The organism is Pseudoruegeria sp. SHC-113, from assembly GCF_025376885.1.
Lineage (GTDB): Bacteria > Pseudomonadota > Alphaproteobacteria > Rhodobacterales > Rhodobacteraceae > Pseudoruegeria.
Genome location: NZ_JAHUBR010000004.1, coordinates 96,865 through 117,903 on the forward strand (window position 1 = coordinate 96,865; position 21,039 = coordinate 117,903).

22 protein-coding genes are annotated in these 21,039 nt (G+C 65.9%); 2 read left to right on the forward strand and 20 right to left on the reverse strand.

Translation table 11 applies throughout. The features are described 5' to 3' along the window. Positions 1-44: 44 nt before the first annotated feature. Complete coding sequence (locus KVX96_RS17910) at positions 45-449, forward strand: Rid family hydrolase (protein ID WP_261196164.1); 405 nt, start codon at positions 45-47, stop codon at positions 447-449. 238 nt (positions 450-687) lie between these two features. Here KVX96_RS17910 and rpmE read toward each other — a convergent pair whose 3' ends face one another. From rpmE to KVX96_RS17985, 15 genes are all read right to left on the reverse strand, one after another. Then, positions 688-909 (reverse strand): 50S ribosomal protein L31, encoded by a 222-nt coding sequence (gene rpmE / locus KVX96_RS17915; protein WP_261196165.1) that lies wholly within the window; start codon positions 907-909, stop codon positions 688-690. An 11-nt stretch (positions 910-920) separates the two neighbouring features. Beyond that, complete coding sequence (gene rplS, locus KVX96_RS17920; protein ID WP_261196166.1) at positions 921-1,313, reverse strand: 50S ribosomal protein L19; 393 nt, start codon at positions 1,311-1,313, stop codon at positions 921-923. Positions 1,314-1,583: 270 nt separating this feature from the next. Next, a complete protein-coding gene (trmD, locus tag KVX96_RS17925; protein ID WP_261196168.1) occupies positions 1,584-2,396 on the reverse strand; it encodes a tRNA (guanosine(37)-N1)-methyltransferase TrmD in 813 nt (270 codons plus the stop codon). Beyond that, on the reverse strand, positions 2,389-2,904 hold the full coding sequence (rimM, locus tag KVX96_RS17930) for a ribosome maturation factor RimM (RefSeq protein WP_261196169.1): 516 nt from the start codon (positions 2,902-2,904) through the stop codon (positions 2,389-2,391). Before rimM ends, trmD begins: the two co-directional genes overlap by 8 nt. A 24-nt stretch (positions 2,905-2,928) precedes the next feature. After that, the gene (gene bluB, locus KVX96_RS17935) at positions 2,929-3,558 is read right to left on the reverse strand and encodes a 5,6-dimethylbenzimidazole synthase (protein WP_261196170.1); all 630 of its coding nucleotides are present in this window, start codon (positions 3,556-3,558) and stop codon (positions 2,929-2,931) included. A 23-nt stretch (positions 3,559-3,581) separates the two neighbouring features. Then, positions 3,582-3,956: a 30S ribosomal protein S16 gene (gene rpsP / locus KVX96_RS17940; RefSeq protein ID WP_261196171.1), complete on the reverse strand. Its 375-nt coding sequence runs from the start codon at positions 3,954-3,956 to the stop codon at positions 3,582-3,584. A gap of 48 nt (positions 3,957-4,004) precedes the next feature. Then, positions 4,005-4,301: a chorismate mutase gene (locus KVX96_RS17945; RefSeq protein WP_261196294.1), complete on the reverse strand. Its 297-nt coding sequence runs from the start codon at positions 4,299-4,301 to the stop codon at positions 4,005-4,007. 26 nt (positions 4,302-4,327) lie between these two features. Next, on the reverse strand, positions 4,328-4,906 hold the full coding sequence (locus tag KVX96_RS17950) for a GNAT family N-acetyltransferase (protein ID WP_261196172.1): 579 nt from the start codon (positions 4,904-4,906) through the stop codon (positions 4,328-4,330). Then, positions 4,906-5,424: a GNAT family N-acetyltransferase gene (locus tag KVX96_RS17955; RefSeq protein WP_261196173.1), complete on the reverse strand. Its 519-nt coding sequence runs from the start codon at positions 5,422-5,424 to the stop codon at positions 4,906-4,908. The genes KVX96_RS17950 and KVX96_RS17955 overlap by 1 nt, the downstream gene beginning before the upstream one ends. After that, the gene (locus KVX96_RS17960) at positions 5,421-5,939 is read right to left on the reverse strand and encodes a GNAT family N-acetyltransferase (protein WP_261196174.1); all 519 of its coding nucleotides are present in this window, start codon (positions 5,937-5,939) and stop codon (positions 5,421-5,423) included. The genes KVX96_RS17955 and KVX96_RS17960 overlap by 4 nt, the downstream gene beginning before the upstream one ends. Further along, positions 5,940-7,460, reverse strand: a complete 1,521-nt coding sequence (ffh, locus tag KVX96_RS17965; protein WP_261196175.1) for a signal recognition particle protein — start codon at positions 7,458-7,460, stop codon at positions 5,940-5,942. It lies immediately after the preceding gene. A gap of 231 nt (positions 7,461-7,691) precedes the next feature. Beyond that, positions 7,692-8,831 (reverse strand): saccharopine dehydrogenase family protein, encoded by a 1,140-nt coding sequence (locus tag KVX96_RS17970; protein ID WP_261196176.1) that lies wholly within the window; start codon positions 8,829-8,831, stop codon positions 7,692-7,694. 11 nt (positions 8,832-8,842) lie between these two features. Further along, the gene (locus tag KVX96_RS17975) at positions 8,843-9,898 is read right to left on the reverse strand and encodes a saccharopine dehydrogenase (protein WP_261196177.1); all 1,056 of its coding nucleotides are present in this window, start codon (positions 9,896-9,898) and stop codon (positions 8,843-8,845) included. After that, entirely contained in the window at positions 9,895-10,515 is a 621-nt protein-coding gene (locus KVX96_RS17980; protein WP_261196295.1) for a glutathione S-transferase family protein, read from the reverse strand. The genes KVX96_RS17975 and KVX96_RS17980 overlap by 4 nt, the downstream gene beginning before the upstream one ends. 12 nt (positions 10,516-10,527) lie before the next feature. Then, positions 10,528-11,178 carry a histidine phosphatase family protein gene (locus KVX96_RS17985; RefSeq protein WP_261196179.1) on the reverse strand — a complete coding sequence of 217 codons (651 nt, stop codon included), beginning with the start codon at positions 11,176-11,178 and terminating at the stop codon, positions 10,528-10,530. Between the two features lie 225 nt (positions 11,179-11,403). Between KVX96_RS17985 and fdhF the strand changes: the two genes are divergently transcribed. Then, the gene (fdhF, locus tag KVX96_RS17990; RefSeq protein ID WP_261196180.1) at positions 11,404-14,187 is read left to right on the forward strand and encodes a formate dehydrogenase subunit alpha; all 2,784 of its coding nucleotides are present in this window, start codon (positions 11,404-11,406) and stop codon (positions 14,185-14,187) included. 114 nt (positions 14,188-14,301) lie between these two features. On the opposite strand, the gene KVX96_RS17995 is transcribed toward fdhF, so the two are convergent. The 5 genes from KVX96_RS17995 to KVX96_RS18015 all read right to left on the reverse strand — a co-directional run bounded on the left by KVX96_RS17995 (position 14,302) and on the right by KVX96_RS18015 (position 21,036). Next, positions 14,302-16,353: an exonuclease domain-containing protein gene (locus tag KVX96_RS17995; protein ID WP_261196182.1), complete on the reverse strand. Its 2,052-nt coding sequence runs from the start codon at positions 16,351-16,353 to the stop codon at positions 14,302-14,304. Positions 16,354-16,355: 2 nt separating this feature from the next. Next, a complete protein-coding gene (locus tag KVX96_RS18000; protein ID WP_261196184.1) occupies positions 16,356-16,748 on the reverse strand; it encodes a response regulator transcription factor in 393 nt (130 codons plus the stop codon). 35 nt (positions 16,749-16,783) lie between these two features. Next, positions 16,784-17,302 carry a hypothetical protein gene (locus KVX96_RS18005; protein WP_261196186.1) on the reverse strand — a complete coding sequence of 173 codons (519 nt, stop codon included), beginning with the start codon at positions 17,300-17,302 and terminating at the stop codon, positions 16,784-16,786. A gap of 4 nt (positions 17,303-17,306) precedes the next feature. Beyond that, on the reverse strand, positions 17,307-19,133 hold the full coding sequence (locus KVX96_RS18010; protein ID WP_261196188.1) for a DUF294 nucleotidyltransferase-like domain-containing protein: 1,827 nt from the start codon (positions 19,131-19,133) through the stop codon (positions 17,307-17,309). 118 nt (positions 19,134-19,251) lie between these two features. Continuing rightward, positions 19,252-21,036, reverse strand: a complete 1,785-nt coding sequence (locus KVX96_RS18015) for a sodium:solute symporter family protein (protein ID WP_261196190.1) — start codon at positions 21,034-21,036, stop codon at positions 19,252-19,254. Positions 21,037-21,039 lie beyond the last annotated feature (3 nt).

Sequence of the window (21,039 nt, forward strand, 5' to 3'; positions counted from 1 at the left end):
CCCGGTGGCACCATACCCCACGGCAGCCAACAGGGAGAAGCGCCATGGGCTATGACAGGCAACTCGTGTCCAACGGGAATCCGATGGAGGAAATCGTCGGCTTCAGCCGCGCGGTGAAAGTGGGCCCTTACATTGCGGTGGGCGGCACCGCGCCGGTGGATGCGGAGGGCAAAACAGTAGGGGTGGGAGACGTTTTCGCCCAGACAACGCGCTGTTTCGAGATCATCGAGGCCGCGCTCGCGCAGGCCGGGGCCGGGCTGGGGGACATCGTGCGCACGCGGGTGATCCTCACCGACATCGACAACTGGAAGCCCGCCATCGAGGCGCGCAAGGCCTACTGCCGGGAGGCGCGGCCCGTGGATACGATCATGGCAATCACCCGCTTCGTGAACCCGGAATGGCTGGTGGAGATCGAGGTGGATGCTGTGATTGGTGGCTGGGAGGGCTGAGCGCCTCAGGGAAAACCAGAAACGAACCCCGAGGTTTTTGCCCGGCGCCACGCCAGTGGTGGAGTGCAAGCGTCCGCACGGGTGGGCGCGGAACGCGCCCGCCATGGGGCGGGCGGACGCGTCGCCACCGCTTACGCGGCGGCGGAAAAAGTGCAGGGGCCTTGAGGCTTTGTATCCACCAAAGAAAAACGCCGCCCCGGTGAGGGCGGCGTTTTCCGTAAATCCGAAGGGGCAGGGCTTAGAAGCCGAGGCCTTCGTATTTCTTCTTGAACTTGGACACGCGGCCGCCGGTGTCCATCAGTTTGGAGGTGCCGCCGGTCCAGGCCGGGTGCACGGAAGGATCGATGTCCAGCGCGATCTGGTCGCCTTCCTTGCCCCAGGTGGAGCGCATCTGGATGACGGAGCCGTCGGTCAGCTTGACGTCGATGAAGTGGTAATCGGGGTGCAGATCTTTTTTCATGACCTGTGTCCTTACGCGTCTGCGCCGGTGGCCGCAGCCTTCGGCTTGTAGTTGGTGACTTCTGCGATACGGGCGGATTTGCCGCGACGGGAGCGCAGGTAGTACAGCTTGGCGCGGCGCACTTTACCACGACGCACAACTTCGATGCTGTCGATGTTGGTGGAGTAGAGCGGGAACACACGTTCCACGCCTTCGCCGAAGGAAATCTTGCGGACGGTGAAGGAACCGGCGATGCCGGAGCCGTTCTTGCGGGAAATGCAGACGCCTTCGTACATCTGCACACGGGTGCGGGAACCTTCCGTCACCTTGAAGCCGACGCGCACGGTGTCACCGGCTTTGAAATCGGGAATGGATTTCCCGAGGGAGGCGATTTGTTCCGCCTCGAGCTGTGCGATCAGATCCATCTGACCTTCTCCATATCTGCTCGTGGTTTTTCCACGAAGTTGGTGCCGCCTCAGAGCTCTGTATCTTCACCGGGTCCGCTTTCGCGCCCGCCAGAGGTAAGTCTGCGTTTCTTTGGTGCCTCGCTGTGGCTGCCTCGCCCGGCTGAAGAAAGCGGGTGTGCTATGCACAACGAGCCCGGACGACTCATGCGAGCCCCGGACGGGCGGTGTTTAGGGCAGGTTGGCCTTGGGTGCAAGGGGTTTGCGGGCAAAGCTGGGGCTGCTGCGGCCTCAGCCCTTGCTGTGCTTTTCCCAGAGATCGGGGCGGCGCTCCTTGGTGAGCGCCTCGCTCATGGCGCGCCGCCAGTCTGCGATCTTGCCGTGATGGCCGCTCATCAGCACCTCGGGGATGGCACGGCCCTGCCATTCGGCGGGGCGGGTGTATTGCGGGTGTTCGAGCAAGCCGTTGGAATGGCTCTCTTCCTCGGTGCTTTCCTCGTTGCCCAGCACGCCGGGCAGCAGGCGCACGGTGGCATCGAGCAGCGCCTGCGCGGCGATTTCACCACCGGTGAGTACGAAATCCCCGAGCGAGACCTCTTCCACCTCGAAATGCTCCAGCACGCGCTCGTCCACGCCTTCAAAGCGGCCGCAGAGCAGGGTGATCCCGGCCCCGGCGGCAAAGCGGCGGGCCATTGCCTGATCAAAGCGCCGCCCGCGCGGGCTGAGGTAAACCACCGGCCAGAGCGCGCGATCCTGCGGCGTGCCGCGCGCGGCTACGGCGAGCGCATTGCCCACCACATCGGGGCGCAGCACCATGCCCGCGCCGCCGCCGGCGGGGGTGTCATCGACGTTCTTGTGCTTGCCGGTGCCGAAATCGCGCAGGGCAATCGTGTCGAGCGCCCATTTGCCCTCTTTCAGCGCGCGACCCGTCAGTGATTGGCCGAGCACGCCGGGGAAGGCTTCAGGAAACAGCGTCACGATCTTGGCCCGAAAGGCGGCGTTGAGGTTCAGGTGCTCTTCCATCAGGTCGCGCGGCTTGCGCACCGTGGCGAGCGAGGCCTTGATCGACAGCCGCCCGTGGGAGCGGTTGGGGGCATCACTCATCGTCAAACAGCCCCTCGGGCGGATCGGCGATGATGCGCCCCCTTTCCAGATCCACGGTGGGCACCACGGCCAGCGTGAAGGGCAGCAGCACGCTCTCGGCCACGCCCGCCGGTTTGAGTTCCAGCAGATCGGACGCGCCGTGGTTGAGCACGTTGATCACCTTGCCAAGCTCCGTGCCGCCGGTATCAAGCACGGTGAGGCCGATCAGATCGGTGTGGTAGTATTCGTCGTCCGGCAGATCGGGCAGGGCGTCACGATCGGCGTAGAGCTGCACGCCCTTCAGCGCATCGGCCTCTTCCTTGGTGGCAACGCCGCCCAGCCGCGCGGCAAAGCCGTTCTTCACGGGGCGGGTGATGGTGACGGTGAAGCGCTGGCTGCCGTCCTCGGTGCTCAAGGGGCCGTATTCGGCGATGTCCGAAGGCTCGGCGCAGAAGCTTTTTAGCCGCACCTCGCCCTGCACGCCAAAGGCGCCCGCAATCGCGCCTACGCAGATTTTCTGATCGCTCATGGCCTGTGTTTCCTGCCTGCAGATCTATCGTGTTTCAATCGCCAGCGTGGCCGCGCGGCTTTCCCAGCCTGCGGCCTCCAGCTCGGGCTGCTCGCCCTCGTCTTCCGGCCAGCCGATGCAAAGATAGCCGACCAGCGCCCAGCTGTCAGGCACCGCGAGATCGCGGGCCAGCTGCGCCGGGTCAAGGATCGAGACCCAGCCCACGCCCAACCCCTCGGCCCGCGCAGCGAGCCAGAACTGGGTGATCGCGCTCACAACCGAATAGCGGCGCATCTCGGGCATGGTGCCCGCGCCGAGCCCTGCGCCCTTCTCGGTGGCCTCGTCGCAAAAGACCGCGATCTGCACCGGCGCATCGCGCATGCCCGAAAGCTTGAGGCCCGCGTAAAGCTGCGCTTTCTCGCCCCCGTATCCCGCGAGCGCTTCGCTGTTGGCGGCCTCGAAATTGGCCAGCGTGGCGGCGCGCGCGGTGGCCGATTGCACCCGGATGATCCGCCACGGCTCGCTCAAACCGACAGAGGGCGCCAGCGCGAAGGTTGCCAGGCAACGATCGAGCAAAGCGCCCTCCACGGGATCAGTGCGGAAGCGGCGGACATCCCGCCGCCACCGCATGAGCTGGTCGAACTCCGCGCGGAAGCGTTCAGAGAACTGCGCCATCCGGGGCAACCGGTGTGATCCGATTACTCGGAAGCAGCTTCTTCGGAAGCTTCGGCAGCAGCAGCGGCCTTGGCGGCTTTCTCTTCAGCGCGCTCAACGGCTTTCTTGCCCGGCTTGGCTTTCTTCGGGTTGGAGCGCTCTGTCTTGGCGACAACACCGGCAGCTTCCAGCATGCGGGCCACACGGTCGGTCGGCTGGGCGCCTTTGTCGAGCCAGGCCTGGATTTTCTCGATGTCCAGTTTCACGCGCTCTTCGCTGTCTTTCGGCAGCAGCGGGTTGTAGACGCCGAGTTTCTCGATGAAACGGCCATCGCGCGGCATGCGGCTGTCAGCAGCCACAACGCGGTAGAAGGGGCGTTTCTTGGAGCCACCACGGGCCAGACGGATCTTCATTGCCATTGTTCAATCTCCTTTGAATGGCGGGTGAGGCGGGGGCCTCAGGTAGGGTTAATCCTGGTGCTTCATGTGGTGCTGAATTACCTCAGCGATGATGAAGTTCAGGAAGGCTTTGGCGAATTCCGGGTCGAGGTCGGCCTCGGTTGCCAGGGCTTCGAGCCGCTCGATCTGCTTGGCCTCGCGGGCCGGATCGGAGGGCGGAAGATCGTGTTCGGCCTTGAGTTTTCCCACGGCCTGCGTGTGTTTGAAGCGCTCGCCCAGCGTGTAGACGAGGATGGCATCGAGCCGGTCGATGCTTTCGCGGTGCCCTTTCAGCAGGGTGGCGGCGCGGGCGACGGGATCAGACATTTCGGCCTCGTTTTCTAGGGACTGGCTCATGCGTAGGCCTCCGGGCTGCCGTCGGCATCATCGGGGTTGTAGCGATAGGTGCAGGTGCCGCTTTCGCGCTGCTCAACCAGTACGCCGCCCAGCCGTTCGGCCAGCGCGCGGGCGCGCGTGTTGGCGGCTTCGATGTAGCTCACCACCGGATCGGCGCCGAGCGTGAAGAGGTGTTCGAGAGCGGCTCGTGCGGCTTCAAAGGCGTAGCCCTTGCCCTCGGCTTGCGCAGAAAGCAGGAAGCCCAGTTCCAGCGCCTCATCGCCCGGCTCGCAGCCAGCGAAGATGAAGCCGATGGTCTCGCCCGTGCGGGTGATCGTGAACACGCCATCGCCGCGCAGCAGCCAACCGGCGCAGTAGTTGGCGAAATCTTCCCAGGCCTCGGCCTCGCTCATCGGGCCGCCGAAATAGACAGAGCGCTGGCTGGCCACAAGCTCGGCGAACAGCGCGAAATCGGGCAGGCTCGGCGCGCGCAGCGCAAGGCGCGGCGTCTGCAGCACAGGCAGGGCGGCTTGTGCGGCCTGCGCGAAAGCTTTGCCCGGCGTCGGCAGCGTGGCGGGGGCGATTGTTGCGGCCATCACGCAGCCCTCCGGTGCCGGTAGACAACGGTCTCCGCGGCCGTCTCGCCCTCGGGCAGCACGGCCTGCGGATCATGGGTCGCGCCCAGCCGATTGGCGAGCGCGATGGAGCGGGTGTTTTTCGGGTCGATATAGCTGACGAGCGTGTCGCAGCCTTCGAGGGTGTCAAAGGCCCAGTCGCGCGCGGCCTTGGCGGCGGCATAGGCGATGCCACGCCCTTCAAAGCCGTCAAACAGGATCCAGCCAATCTCGCGTTCGGGGAAGCGCGGCGGCTGCGTGACTGCAACCTGCCCGGCCAGCGCGCCGTCGGCGGTTTCGATGGACCAGCCGCCCTGACCCAGAAGTCCCCAGCTTCCGGCCTCGGATGCGAAACCATACCAGAGATGCGTGCGGTTGGCGGGGCCATCCACATAGGCGGCGCGGGGGGATTGGAAGAACTCCCACAGCGGCTCCAGATCGCTCATGCGATAGGGGCGCAGGCGGATGGAGCCTGTTTCGATGATCGGGGCGGAGGTCATACGAGCACCTCCTGCGCGCAGGGATGGCGGAAGACGAAACAGGGCGCGCCCTTGGGCGTGGCGGCTGTTTCATCCAGCTCCGCGCCCATGCGCTCGGCCAGCGCGATCGAGGCGCGGTTGGCGCGGTCGATATAGGAGACGAGCGATTTCAGCCCGGTGTTGGCATAGATCCAGCGGCGCAGGGCCAGTGCGGCCTCGCCGGCAAAGCCCTTGCCTTCATGGCCGTCAAACAGGAACCAGCCGAGCTGTGCGTCGGGGAACTCAAGGCCTTTGGTCACGGCGACCTGCCCAAGGCGGCGGCCCACACTGTCCTCGATGATCAGCCCGCCGAAGCCGAAAAGCGGCCAATGGGCGATGTCGTTGCAGAACCAGCTCCAGGCTTTCTCCTGCCCGTGGGGCCCACCCATATGCCGCGCGCGGTCCGACGCCAGAAACGCGGCGTAGTCGGAGAAATCCGACAGCCGAAACGGGCGCAGGGTCAGCCGCTCGGAGGTTATGGTGGGCGCGACGGTCACTTATTTCTTCTTCCCGAAGCCGGAGAGGCCGGGGGGCAGGCTGCCGCCACCTAGGCCGGGAAGCCCGCCGGGCATGCCACCAGGAAGGCCGCCTTTGCCCATGGCTTTCGCCGCCGCTTCCAGCGCCTTCGGGTCCATCTGCGAGGGGTCCACATCGGGCATGCCGCCCTTGCCCATCATGCCTTTCATGGCCTGTTTGAGCATGCCGCCTTTGCCCATCTTGCCCATCTTCTTCATCATGTCCGCCATCTGGCGCTGCATCTTCAGAAGCTTGTTCAGATCGGAGACATCCATGCCCGAACCGGCGGCGATGCGCTTCTTGCGGCTCGCCTGCAGGATCTGCGGGTTGGCGCGTTCCACCTTCGTCATGGACTGGATCATGGCGATCTGGCGGGTGATCGTCTTGTCGTCAAAGCCCGCGTCCTGCACCTGCTTGGCCATCTTGCCCATGCCGGGAAGCATGGACATCACGCCTTCCATGCCGCCCATCTGCTGCATCTGCTCCAGCTGGGTCTTCATGTCGTTCATGTTGAAACGCCCCTTCTGGAACCGCTTCATCATGCGCTCGGCCTGTTCGGCCTCCACGACTTCCTGTGCCTTCTCAACGAGCGCGACGATGTCGCCCATGCCGAGGATACGGCCCGCGATCCGGTCCGGCTCGAAGGTTTCGAGCGCGTCCATCTTCTCGCCGAGGCCGACGAATTTGATCGGCTTGCCGGTGACGGCGCGCATCGAAAGCGCGGCACCGCCACGGCCGTCGCCGTCCATCCGGGTCAGCACAACGCCGGAGATGCCGATCTTCTCATCGAAGTTCTCGGCCACGTTCACGGCGTCCTGACCGGTCAGGCCATCGACCACCAGCAGCGTTTCGCGCGGGGAGACAACGTTGCGCACGGCCTCCACTTCGCCCATCAGCGTGTCGTCGATGTGCAGGCGGCCGGCGGTGTCGAGCAGGTAGACGTCATAACCGCCCATCGTCGCTTGCTGCTTGGCGCGCTTGGCGATGTCCACGGCGCTCTGGCCCTTCACGATCGGCAGCGTGTCCACGCCGATCTGGGTGCCGAGCACGGCGAGCTGATCCATGGCGGCGGGGCGGTAGATGTCGAGCGAGGCCATCAGCACCCGCTTGCCGTTCTTCTCTTTCAGCCGCTTGGCGAGCTTGCCCGTCGTGGTTGTCTTACCGGAGCCCTGCAAGCCGACCATGAGGATCGGGGCGGGGGCGTTGTCGATCTTCAACTCGCCCGGCTCGGCGTTGTCACCGGCCAGAACATGGCGCAGCTCGTCATGGACGATCTTCACCACCTGCTGGCCCGGCGTCACCGATTTGGTGACGGACTGGCCGGTGGCCTTCTCCTGCACCGCCTTGACGAAATCGCGCGCCACGGGGAGGGAGACGTCGGCCTCGAGCAGCGCCACGCGCACTTCGCGCAGGGCGGTTTTCACGTCCTCGTCGGAGAGGGCGCCCTGTTTGGTCAGGCGGTCAAAGACGCCGGAAAGGCGTTCGCTCAGATTTTCAAACATGCCTCGGCCCTCCTAAAAGCCCTTCGCGCTGATCTTTGCCCCACCAGTTAAGGTGCGACGCTCCATATGCCAATGGCCCCCGTGGGCGCGACGCGCTGACGGGGGGCGATCCCTGAAACGACTCAAGGGACCGGAAGCTTGACCGACTTCCGGGGTTTGCGGGTTCGCTTACGGGCTTGGGGCGGGGGAGTCAAGGGAAGGGGCCGGTGCGTGGCCCCTTCCCGGTGCATATCAGCTATGATCGACGATCTGCAGGTGCTGGGCGAGGGCGCCGATTTCCCCCATCCAGCGCGCCACGAGCCGGGGATCGGCGGGCGCGGCGCTGACACCGGCGGGGATCTCGCGGGCCAGCACGGCCTCGATGGCCAGCGCCACGGGCACACTCACAAGCCGCGCCATGGCGGTGCCGCGCGCATCGCCCCAGGCGTCCATCACGTAGCTCTTGTGGTAGACGGGCACGCCGTCCTTCTCGGCCTTCAGCGCCACGCAAAGCACGACGCGGTCGGGCTCGCCTGCGTCATAGGCGTTCTCGGCCCAGAACTGATCGCTCATCTCTTTCAGGCGGGCGTCGCCTTCGGGGCCTTGCAGCGTTTCGATCTCGGAAAACACGCCGCCCCAGGCCTCGGCCCAGCCGTTCAGCCGCAGGGTGCCGCGCACGAATTCCTTCACCTGCCAGTCGGGCTCGAAACCGTAATCGGCCATGAAGGGCAGGGAATCGCGGTTGGGGTAGACTTCGAAGACTTCGGGTGTGGGCAGTGGCGCGGTGTAGCTGCTGATCGCATCCCACGGGCGGGCCACGTCCAGCGGCGCGAAATCGCGGATGGAGCGCGAGGGCGAGCGCAGCGCCTTCAGCACGCCAAGGGGCGACCAGCTGAACTTGTAGCGAAAGGCGTTGGCTTCCTTCGGCACACCGCCGCAGTAGGAGATGAAGGAGAGCGTGTTGCCCGCGTCAAAGGCAGCGCTGGCCCGGTAGTCGGCCACCAGCCAATGGGCCATGAGGTGATCGATGCCGGGATCAAGGCCGACCTCATTGACGAAGCGCAGGCCCTTCTCGCGGGCGGCATCGTCCAGCGCGCGCATCTCCGGGGCGATGTAGCTTGAGGACACGAAATGCGCGCCTTTCTCAAGGCAGAGCGTGGCGAGCGGCACGTGCTGATCGCCCGGCAGCATGGAGACAACGACGTCGCCCGGCTGCACCGCATCGGCGATGGCTTCCGGCGTGTAGGCGCGGATGTCTTGCGCCAGATCGCCCACAGCCGCCTGCGCTTTTTCCGTCGTGCGGTTCCAGACGGTTACGTCCTGCCCGGCTTCCAGAAGCCTGCGCAGGCCGGGGATGGCGGAAAGGCCGGTGCCGCACCAATGGATTGTCATGGCTGCCTCCTTCAGAGTGCTTTGATGTGGGTTTCAAATTCCGCCGCCGCGCGGTGCCAGACGCCTGCATCCAGCGCATCGAGCGTGAGGAGGGAGGGCAGAAGCTGGGCGGCGTAATCTTCGCTGGATTCGGCTGGGAGCAGCGAGGGCAGGTTGTCGATCGCCATCACGTCGAGCACCGGGTTCTCGGCCACGCGCAGCGCGGGCGCGGCCCAGCTGGTGGCGCGGTCATAGACGGGGATCGGGTTGTAATCGCTGTCCGGATCGCAGGCCACATCGCCCACGGCGGTGAGGCGGCGTTCGGCCAGCAATGCCTCACGTGGGACAAACACCGGCGTGCCGGGGCGGGCGAAGATGCAGTTCAGGAACAGATCATGAGCAAGGATTTCCGGGAAGGGCCCACCCGAGGCCGTCTCGGCCATGTCCCAGCGGGTTACGGAAACGCCCATGGCCTCCAGCAGATCGCTCGCGCCGGTGCCCACGCGCCCCAGCGCGCCGATGACGATGGCAGTGGGTTTGTCTGCGCCGGTGGCGGCAAGCTCCGCGCCCAGATCGGCGAGCAGGGCATCCTTGCTGGCGTAGACGCCCACGGGGCCGCAGATCTCGCCGCGCTGCTGGGCGGCCCAGCATTTCAGGGTCACAGCCGCGCCCGCATAGCCTGCCCAGTAGCCAAAGGCCGCCACGCGCCGCCCGGCTTCGTCCACAAGGTATTCCAGATCATAGAGCGTGCCGCCTCCGGCCTTGAAGCGCTCCAGTAGCGCCTTGCCGGAATGCTGGCCCTTGAAGGCATGGCCGAACATGATGTGGCGGTGGGGCAGGGGGGTGCCGTCCTCGGGCAGTTCCTTCAGGCCGAAGATGATCGCGTCGCGCGGGGCCTCGGGCCAGCTGTTTTCCGGCGCAATCTCGCAGCCCGCATCGATATAGGGCTGCAGCGGCAGCGCGCGCACGGAGCTTTCCTCGACCGTCACGCGAATACCCGCCGCGATCAGCGCCTTTGCACCGTCTGCTGTCAGGCCCACGCGTTCCTCATTCGGGCGTTGCTCGGCCCGGACCCAAAGATGCGTCATGTGATGATCCCCCGTTCCCGGATCCGCGCCACCGAGGGGCGCGCGGCGATGGTTTCGAAATGGCGGGCGAGCTTGGGGTAGGCGGTGATGTCCACGCTGTCCCCCGCAAGCCAGCGGCAGATGGTGTAGAGCCAGGTATCGGCCAGCGTGAAGCTCTCGCCCAGGGCGAAGGGGCCGCCGGTCAGCACATGGCCTTCCAGATAGGCGCAGCATTCGGCCATGGTCTGCGGCACCTTGGCCGTCATGTCCGCGAAGGAGCTGTCCTGATCGGCCCAGCGGTGGCCGCGCATCTTGTGGGCATGGGCCACATGCATCGTGTTGCCGAGGTAATGCATCAGCGCGCGTGTTTGGGCGGCGTGCCACGGATCGGTGGGCATCAACCCGGCCTCGGGCGCAAGCGCGGCGATATACTCAAGAATGGCCCCCGTCTCGGTGAGCAGCCCCTGATCCGTGGCCAGCGTCGGCACCCGGCCTTTCGGGTTCACCGCGTGGTAGGCCGGTTTCATCTGTGCACCGGTGGTGAAATCCACCAGCACCGGCTCGTAGGCGATCCCGGCTTCCTCCATCGCGATGGCCGAGGCCACGGCGACGGTTCCGGGGGCGTAGTAAAGCTGCATCATGGCTGCTCCTTATACGAAAGTGCGCGCATGGGCGCGCTCGGGCGCATCGAGATGCGGCGTGGCGTTGAACTGTGCCAGCATCATCTGGCCGTGAATGCGCTCGATCCGGTGCAGGGACGAGTTCATCACCTGAAGCATGATCTTGCCCGTCGCCGCCAGATCAAGCCCCAGTACGAGGCGCAGCGCCATGGAGATGACACCGCCCGAGGTGACAAGCAGCACGCGCCCGCCGTCCGCCGTATGGGCGTTGAGCGCCTCGGCCACGCGGGTCTCGAACGCGTTAAAGCTCTCGGCCACATCGGAAAGCGCACGGCGCTGCCAGTGATCCAGCAGCACCGGCACATGGGCGGCAAAGCCCGCGCCATCCTGCGGCATGGCGATGCCGTGCTCGGCCTGCATCTGCTGGGCGAGGCCGAAGTAATCAAATTCATCCAGCCGCGGATCGGTGGCGCGCAGATCCTGCCCCATCGCCGCCGCCGTCTGGTGGTGGCGGCGCAGGGTGCCGCAGACGGTATGGGAAAACGGTAGCGCCCCCTGCTGCAGCGCTTCGCCCAGCCAGCGGCCCTGCTCGATGCCAAGGGGTGAGAGGTTGTCGTAGCTTTCCGCATCCTGTGCGGTGCTGTTGGCCTGCCCATGCCGGACCAGAATCAACTCTGCCACACTGCCCTCCCTGCCTGTCTTGCGCGCCCGCCAGTGATAGTGGCTTGGGCGCGGAGGTAAACCCCGATCCGCCGCGCAAAGGGCCCCGATGCGCGCCACGCGGGAGGCGATCGGAAACGCCGGTGGCGCAAAAAGCGCAATTGCCGTCGCTGTTGATGCGCTGCGCGGCGGGGCGAAATGCTCTAGTTTGGGGCAAACAGCCGCGCCGATACAGGAAAGCACGCCATGTCCGATACCATCCGTTTCACGCTCGATGGCCGCGAAGTGCAGGCCTCGGAAGGCGAGAGCATCTGGGAGGTGGCCAAGCGCGAGGGCACGCTGATCCCGCATCTCTGCCACAAGGATGCGCCGGGCTACCGGTCTGATGGCAACTGCCGCGCCTGCATGGTGGAAATCGACGGCGAGCGCACACTGGCGGCCTCCTGCATCCGCGCGCCCTCTGATGGCATGGTGGTGCACACGGCCACGGCGCGCGCGGATAGCGCCCGCAAGATGGTGATGGAGATGCTGCTGGCCGATCAGCCCGAGCAGGCTGTGGCGCATGACAAATCCTCCCACCTCTGGGACATGGCCGCCGCACAGGGCGTCGCCGAAAGCCGCCTTCCGACGCTGGAGGCCGAGCGCATCCCTCTTCTGGACGACAGCCATGTGGCGATGAGCGTGAACCTTGATGCCTGCATCCAGTGCGGCCTCTGCGTGCGCGCCTGTCGCGAGGTTCAGGTGAACGACGTGATCGGCATGGCCGGGCGCGGCCATGATGCCTACCCGGTGTTTGACATGGGCGACGACATGGGCGCCTCGACCTGCGTGGCCTGCGGCGAATGCGTGCAGGCCTGCCCCACCGGCGCGCTGATGCCCAAAACGGTGCTGGACGCCGACCAGGTGGGCGATTCCGCCGATTATGATGCCGAGGTCGAAAGCGTCTGCCCCTTCTGCGGGGTCGGGTGTCAGGTCTCGCTCAAGGTGAAAGATGGCGCGATCAAATACGTGGAGGGCATCAACGGCCCCGCCAACGAAGGCCGCCTCTGCGTGAAGGGGCGCTTCGGGTTTGACTACATCCACCACCCGCACAGGCTCACCAAACCGCTGATCCGGCGTGAAGATGCGCCCGCCAAGGGGCTGAACGTCGATCCCGCCAACCCGCTCACCCATTTCCGCGAAGCCAGCTGGGAGGAGGCGCTGGACGCCGCCGCCGGAGGGCTTGCGCGCCTGAAGGCCGATCACGGTGGCAAATCCGTGGCTGGCTTCGGTTCGGCCAAATGCACCAACGAGGAAGCCTATCTCTTCCAAAAGCTGATCCGGCAGGGCTTTGGCCACAACAACGTCGATCACTGCACCCGGCTTTGCCATGCGTCTTCCGTGGCGGCGCTGCTGGAAAATGTCGGCTCAGGCGCGGTGACGGCCACCTTCAACGAGATCGAACACGCCGATGTGGCCATCGCCATCGGCTGCAACCCGGTGGAAAACCACCCCGTCGCGGCGACCTATTTCAAGCAATTCGCCAAGCGTGGCGGAAAGCTGATCGTGATGGATCCGCGCGGTGTCGGCCTGCGGCGGCACGCCAGCCACATGCTGCAGTTCCGCCCCGGAGCCGATGTGGCGATGCTGAACGCGATCATGCATGTGATCGTGGAAGAGGGACTTTACGATCAGCAATATATCGCGGCCTTCACCGAGAACTGGGAGGCCGAGAAGGCCCATCTGGCCGATTTCGCGCCCGAGAAGATGGCCGAGGTCTGCGGGATCGAGGCAGACGTGCTGCGCGACGTGGCCCGCACCTTTGCAGGCGCCAAGGCCGGGATGATCTTCTGGGGCATGGGGGTGAGCCAGCATATCCACGGCACGGATAATTCGCGCTGCCTGATTTCGCTGGCGCTGATGTGCGGCCATGTGGGCCGCCCCGGCACCGGGCTGCACCCGTTGCGCGGCCAGAACAACGTGCAGGGGGCCTCGGATGCAGGGCTGATCCCGATGTTCCTGCCCGACTACCAGACGGTAGCAGACGACGGCGTGCGCGCCGCCTTCACCGAGGTCTGGCAGTCCGGCGATTTCTCTTCCGAGAAAGGGCTCACCGTCACCGAGATCATGGACGACATCCACGCCGGCAACACGCGCGGGATGTATATCCTTGGCGAGAACCCGGCGATGAGCGATCCGGATGTGGATCACGCGCGGGATGCGCTTGCGAAGCTCGAACATCTCGTGGTGCAGGACATCTTCCTCACCGAAACCGCCAATTACGCCGACGTGATCCTGCCCGCCTCCGCCTTTGCCGAGAAAACCGGCACGGTGACGAACACCAACCGGCAGGTGCAGATGGGCCGCCCCGCCGTCACGCCGCCGGGGCAGGCGCGCGAGGATTGGTGGATCGAGGTGGAACTGGCCAAGCGGCTGGGCCTGCAATGGGCCTATAGCCACCCGCGCGAGATCTTTGCCGAAATGAAACAGAACATGCGCTCGCTGGCCAATATCACATGGGAGCGGCTGGAAGCCCAGAACGCGGTGACCTATCCCTCGCTTTCGCCCGAAGACCCGGGGCAGGCGATCGTTTTTGGGGACGGCTTCCCCCGCGCGGAAGGCCGTGCCCGCTTCACCCCGGCCGCTGTCATCGCGCCCGATGAAGCGCCGGACGCGGAGTATCCGATGATCCTCACAACAGGCCGCCAGCTCGAGCATTGGCACACGGGTTCCATGACGCGCCGCTCCAAGGTGCTCGATGCGGTGGAGCCCGAGGCCAACTGTTCGCTGCACCCGAAAACCCTGCGCCGCATGGGGCTTGCGCCCGGCGCCATGGTGCGGCTCACCACCCGGCGTGGCAGCGTCGAAGTCATGGCCCGCGCCGACCGCGCGGTTGCCGAGGATATGGTTTTCCTGCCCTTTGCCTATGTGGAGGCCGCGGCCAATATCCTCACCAACCCGGCGCTCGACCCTTACGGCAAGATCCCGGAGTTCAAGTTTTCTGCCGTTCGCGTGGAACCGGCAGGGCAGGAAACCGTGGCGGCGGAATAGGGGGCTCTGCCCCCGCCGCCTGCGGCGGCCCCCCGAGATATTTTCAGAACAAAGTGGGGCCCCTTCAGCTTGGCCCAAATATCCCGGAGCGCGAGGCAGAGCCTCGCATGAACGTCAGTTGAGATCGGCCAGGAGCCGCCCGTGCTCGCGGGTTTTGCGCGTGGCGTCGGCGAAGGTTTCTATGCCAACGGCTTCCATCATCGGCAGCAGCTTCAGGAAGACCTCCGCCGTGGCCAGCGCATCGCCATGGGCGGTGTGGCGCAGCTCGGGTGGGATGGTGACGCCGAGCCGGGCGGCGAGCGCGTCCAGCGAATGTTCGGCGGATTGTCCAAAGACGACGGCAGAGAGCAGCACGGTGTCGAGCACGGGGTGATCGAACATCTCGCCGAATTCTCCCTTGTCGCGGCGCAGCATGCCGATGTCGAACGGCGCGTTATGAGCCACCAGCACCGCCCCTTCGCAATAGCTGTGGAAGCTCTTCCCGGCGGTTGCGAGGGTGGGGGCGCCGGCCACGTCGGCATCTGTAATGTGGTGGATCTTCGTACTTTCGGGCGGGATTGAGCGTTCCGGGTCCACCAACGTGTTGAAGATCTCCTCTGGCACGATGCGGCCATTGACGACACGGACTGCCGCGATCTGCACGATGCGATCGCCTTTCAGCACCGAAAGCCCGGTGGTTTCGGTGTCAAACACCACGTAATGCAAGCTGCGCAACGGGCTTTGGGCGATGTCGGGCGGCGCAGGGCGCGTCATCAGGGCGAAATCATAGACGGCGGCGGAGCGGGCATAGGCCTGCGCGGCGGCTTCGGTTTCGGCGCGCGGCAGGGCGATGCGTAGGCGGTTGCGGCTGCCTGCCGCCCGTTCGGGCCAGCTTTCCGCGCCGTGCATGTCGAGCAGGCGGCGGCCTGTGATCGCCGGGAGGTTTTCGTCAAAGGGCGCGTCCAGCCAGTGCTCCAGTTCCGTCACCGCGAGCGGCGCGCCTTCCCACGTCAGATCGAGCGTGGCGCCGGGGCTGGCCTTGGACAGGCTCGCGGCAAGGCCCGTGCCGCGCCCTTCAGTGCGCAGGCGCTGCCCGAGGTTGCAGGCCAGCTGCACCAGCGCGTAGCCGTCGCAGGGCAGGCTCATCGGATCGGCGGTGGCTGTGAGGCCAAGGCCGGTTTCCAACCCGGCGCGGATGTCTTCGCCGTGGATCAAGGGCATCGGCCACCACGCGCCGGAGCGATCCTCCTGCGCGCGGCGGGCGATCAGCCCGTTGACCTGCGCCACCAAGGCTTCGGTCTCCTCGCGCATCGCCGTTTGCAGCGCCGTGCGTTCGGCCTCCTGCAGATCTTCGCCCAGCACGCTGAGGATCGTTTGCAGCCCTGCGGCGGGGCGGCGCATTTCTTCCAGCGCGCTGGCCAAAGCGGCGTCGCGTTCAAGGTGGCCGCGCAGGGCTTTCGTGACGTCGCGCAGCACTAGCACATAGCCGCCGCGCCCGCCGGCGGAGAAGAGCCGCATGCGGCCCGAGAGCGTCTGCCCGCTTTCGGAGACGCAGAGTAGATCGCTCGCCTCCCCCGGCGCGCCGGAGCGCAGCCTTGCGTAGGCGTGCAGGATCGGGCCGGCTTTCAGCGTGCGGAAGACGGAGCGGTCCAGCCCCGGCGCGTGATCGCGGAACAGGGCGGCGGCGTGGCCGTTGTAAAACGCGATCTGGTGATCGTCGGTGCAGAGGATGATCCCGGCTTCCACATCCGACAGGATGGCTTCGAGCTGGGCGCGGTTGTCCTCGATGGCGCGGGTTTCGCGGGCGACGGCCTCCTGCAGGGCGGTCTTGGTTTCCGAAAGCCCGGTGGCCACGGCGGCGGCGGCGGGGGCGAGATCGCCGAGGTATTTAGCGGCGTCCCCATCCAGCCCATGGGCCACATCGGCATGGGCGCGGCTGCGCATGTCGCTTGCCAGCCGCTCCACGGCCTTGGCGACATGTTCGTCAAACAGCAACCAGATGCCCGCGCTCATGCCGAGGATGACGAAACAGGCCACGAGGCCGGAGGTGATAAAGGCCGAAAGCGCGGCCGGATCGCCGAGCCGCGTGTAGCCCCAGGCCAGCGCGCCGATCACCGCCGCCGCGCCACCGAGGCCCACCAGCGCGAAGAAGAGGAAAATGCGCAGCCGGAGGGAGAGGCGCTCCATGGTTACGCCACCGGCTGGCCGGGCTGCGTGCCGCCGATCAGCGCGGCGACCTTCTCGGTCAGGTCTTTCATGGCGAAGGGTTTGGCGAGGAAATCATCGGCCCCGAGCGCGAGCCCCTTGCGGCGGTCCATTTCGGAGCCGCGGGCCGTCATGATCAGGATCTTCACATCGTCAAAGGCGTGATCATTGCGCACCGTCTGGCAGATCTCGTAGCCCGAGACTTCCGGCAGGGTGACATCGAGGATCACCAGATCGGGGTGCTGTTCGGTGATCGCGGCCACCGCCTTGCCGCCGTTGGCGACGCGGCTCATGGCATAGCCTTGCCGGCCCACCATGATCTCAAGCGCGGTCGCGATGTTGTCCTCGTCCTCCACGAGCAGTACCGATTTTGCCATGCGGACCTCCCGTCCCATATCTGCTGCGCGGGCCTTTAGGCCTTGCAGCTCAATGTCAAAAGCGCGTCTTCCTGTGCCAGGTCTTGCCAGCGCGCATCTGTAATCGCGCCGTTTTCGTCAAATTCGGCCCCCGCTACCAGCTCGGCCATGCGGCTGCCTGCGCAATCCACCAGAACGGGGACGCGGGCGAGCTGCTGCCAGCGGGTGTAGAGGTAGATGTCGGCCATCACCTGCCCCTCGACCTGATCGTTGCGGCGCAGGGTGGCCTGATCCACCGCCGAGAAGCGGTTCACGAAGGGTTTGGCGTAGGTCCAGGGGCGGTAGAAGGCGGAATGCTCATAGGTCTCGGCCACCTCGATGCCCTCGGGCAGGGTGAGCAGCGTGCGCGGATACCACGTGTATTCGCTCCAGATCGTGAAGCCGATCATCGCGGCACCGGCGGCCACGGGCGCAAGCCAGCGTGGCAGGCGGCCGCGCAGCATGTGGTTGAGCAGTAGGACGATCCCCGCCGCGCAGAAGCCGATTGCGATGGTGGAGATGAAATCGAAGAACATGGGCCTACCCGAGCATGGACCGGCCGTGGCCGATCGAGGATTGCATGGTGCGGATCACCACGAACGCATCGCGCAGGTGGGACCGCTCGAAATCGGAGAGCGCGGCCGGGGGCAGGAAGTTGTCGGGCTTGCCGCCCGCCTTGATCTGCCCGGCCTGATGCTCCAGCCGAGTCTGCGCGATCAGGTCGTAGGCATCAACCAGATCCCGCGCACCGGTTTTCGATAGCACGCCCGCCTCGCCCGCCGAAAGCAGGCGTTCGCGGGTGTTGGCGGCGGTCAGCTGGCCCTGCAGCGCATAGACGCGGCCCAGATCCACCACCGGCACCACGCCGTTGTGTTTCAGATCCAGCGTGTTCTTGTGCTCGCCGGAGCGGATCGTGGCAAAGCCGCGCAAGAGCCCGAGCGGGGGCGTATGCTTGAGCGAATTGCTGACCATATGGGCCACGAAAATCGAATTGCCCGCCGCCGCCTTCAGCGTGTCGGCCTGCAGGGTGTCAAACAGCGCCGCCGTCCCGCCGATGGGGCGCAGATCGAACATCACCGAGGCCAGCATCTGTGCTTTCGGATCGGGTTTGGCGATCCAGTTCTGGAAGTAGCGCGTCCAGGTGGCCAGCGGCTGGCACCATTGCGGATTGGTCGCCATCATGTCGCCGGGGCAGTAGTAGTAGCCCGCCGCGTCCAGCCCGTCGGAGACGAATTTGGCGAAGGCGGTGAAATAGGTGCGGTCCGCCTCGGTGAAAGCGTCATCAAGGATCAGGCAGTTGTCCTGATCCGAAACGCCGGTCTGTTCGCGCCGCCCTTGCGAGCCGCAGGCCAGCCAGAGGTAGGGCACGGGCGCGGGGCCGAGCTTTTCTTCGGCCAGCGCGAGCAGGCGGCGGGTGACGGCATCGCCGACGTCGGTGATCAGCCGCGTCACCACCTGATGCGGGTTGCCGGAGCCCACAAGCTGCACCAGCATCTGCGGGATGCGCGCGGTGACGGCGGCCAGATCGAAGGCGTCGCGGGCCTCGGCCACATCGGCCACCAGCACCGAAGAGGAGATTGCCTGAAAGCGGGTGAGATCTGTCTGCGTGACCATGCCGATCAGGCAGCCACGGTCCACCACGGGCAGGTGGCCCACGCCCATTTCGAGCATCGCGTGCAGCACGTCGGAGCCAAGCGCGCCGGGATCCAGCGTCACCGGGTCAGCCCGCATCACCTCGGAGACGGGCGCGCTGCCGGGGGTGCCATCGGCCACGGCCTTATAGGCGAGATCGCGGATCGTGAGGATGCCGACCATCTGGCCGCCCTCGCCGATCACCCCGAGGCTTGAGACACGATTGTCACGCATGATCCGCGCGGCTTCGGTGACGGAGGTCTTGGGCGTGCAGGTCAGCGGATCGCGCGCCATCAGATCGCCGATGCCGATGGTGCTCAGATCGCTGGGCGCGGCCACGGTGGCGCGGGAACGGTCAAAGAACCGCGCGAAGCTGGCTTGGGTTTTCAGCAGGTGCAGGAAGACGCGGGCAGGCACCAGCAGCAGCTGCGCGTCGCCTGCGGCCCGCGCCGTGGTGACGGCCTTGCCGTCGCGCAGAAGGCCGCGTTCCCCGAAGGAGTTGCGGCTGCCGAGGTGGGAAAGCTGGACGCCGTTTGCGTCCTCCACATCCACCTCGCCGGAAAAGACGATGTAGAGCCCTTCTAGCTTGTCGCCCTGTTTGTAGACGGTTTCGCCGGCGGCGACTGTCTTGCAAGCGCTGGCCTCGCTGACGCGTTCCAGATCGGCGGCGGGAAGGGTGTCGTAGGGGTGGATGCCGGCCAGGAAGGCCGCGATCTCGGGGGCTCGCATGGGCATGGCATCGACCTTTTGAAAAATCGGGTGTGGGGTGTGGCACGCCCAAAGCGGGAAGGGAGGGCGTGCCACGAGAGGGGCCGGCGCGGATCAGGGGGCCGCGCCGGCCGCAAGGTAGGCCCTAGTGATCCTGGGCCACACCGGCACCGCGCGGGATACGGACGCTGGCAACCAGGTCCTTGATCTCTTGCGGCGTTTCTTCGGTCGCGTTGGACACCACATAGGCGGTCACGAAGTTCAGCAGCGCGCCGATGGCCCCGAAGGAGGTCGACTTGACAGTGAACAGGAGCGGATCCGCATCCGTGAAGCTGTTGGTGCCCGGGATGAAGAACCAACCCTTGTGCAGGAAGATGTAGACCAGCGTCACCACGAGACCAACGAGCATACCGGCAACGGCACCCTTGTTGTTCACGCGCTGGCTGAAGATCCCCATCATCAGCGCCGGGAAGATCGACGCGGCGGCCAGACCGAAGGCAAGAGCCACGGTTTGCGCTGCGAAGCCCGGAGGATTGAGGCCCAGGTAGGTTGCGACACAGATTGCCACGGCCATTGCGATCCGGGCGGACAGAAGCTCGCCTTTTTCGCTGATGTTGGGCGTGAACTGGCCCTTCATCAGGTCGTGCGACACGGCCGAGGAGATCGCGAGCAGCAGGCCGGCGGCGGTGGAGAGCGCGGCGGCGAGGCCACCGGCGGCCACGAGGCCGATCACCCAGCCGGGCAGGTTTGCGATTTCCGGGTTGGCCAGCACGAGGATGTCGCGGTTGAAGTTGGTCAGTTCGTTGCCTTCCCAACCATTCGCGGCAGCCCGCTCAGCCAGAGCTTCGGACTTGTCGTTGTAGTACTGGATCTTGCCGTCGCCGTTCTTGTCTTCCCAGCCCAGCAGGCCGGTTTTCTGCCACGTCGCCATCCAGGCGTATTGCTCGTCGGTTTCGATCTGCTCGACAGAGACAGCCTCGCCGGAGGTGCCGTTGGGCCACATCATCTCGGAGATGTTGAGGCGGGCCATGGCGCCGACAGCCGGGGCGGTCAGGTAGAGCAGGGCGATGAAGACAAGCGCCCAGCCAGCGGACCAGCGTGCGTCAGACACTTTCGGCACGGTGAAGAAGCGCATGATCACGTGCGGAAGGCCGGCGGTGCCGATCATCAGCGAGAGCGTGAACAGGACCATGTTGAGCGTGTCGGCATGGTGCTCCGTGTAGGACGCGAAGCCAAGCTCCGTCACGATCTGGTCGAGCTTCGCCAGCAGCGGCTCGCCGGACGCGACGTGATCGCCAAACAGGCCAAGCGCCGGGATCGGGTTGCCCGTCAGTTGCAGCGAGATGAAGATCGCCGGGATGGTGTAGGCGGTGATCAGCACGACGTATTGCGCCACCTGGGTATAGGTCACACCCTTCATGCCGCCGAACACGGCGTAGGCGAACACAACGGCGGCACCGATCAGCAGGCCGGTGGTGTTGGACACTTCGAGGAAGCGGCCAAAGGCCACGCCAACGCCCGTCATCTGGCCGATCACGTAGGTCACCGAGGCGACGATCAGGCAGATCACGGCCACAAGGCGCGCGGTCGGGCTGTAGAAGCGGTCGCCGATGAACTCGGACACCGTGAACTTGCCGAACTTGCGCAGGTAGGGCGCGAGCAGCAGGGCCAGCAGCACGTAGCCGCCCGTCCAGCCCATCAGGAAGGTGGAGTTGTCATAGCCGGTGAAGGCGATGAGGCCCGCCATCGAGATGAAGGAGGCGGCCGACATCCAGTCCGCCGCCGTGGCCATGCCGTTGGTGACAGGGTGAACACCGCGGCCAGCGGCGTAGAATTCCGACGTGGAACCCGCGCGGGCCCAGATCGCGATGCCGATGTAGAGCGCGAAGGATGCGCCCACGAACAGCAGGTTGATGGTAAACTGATCCATGGG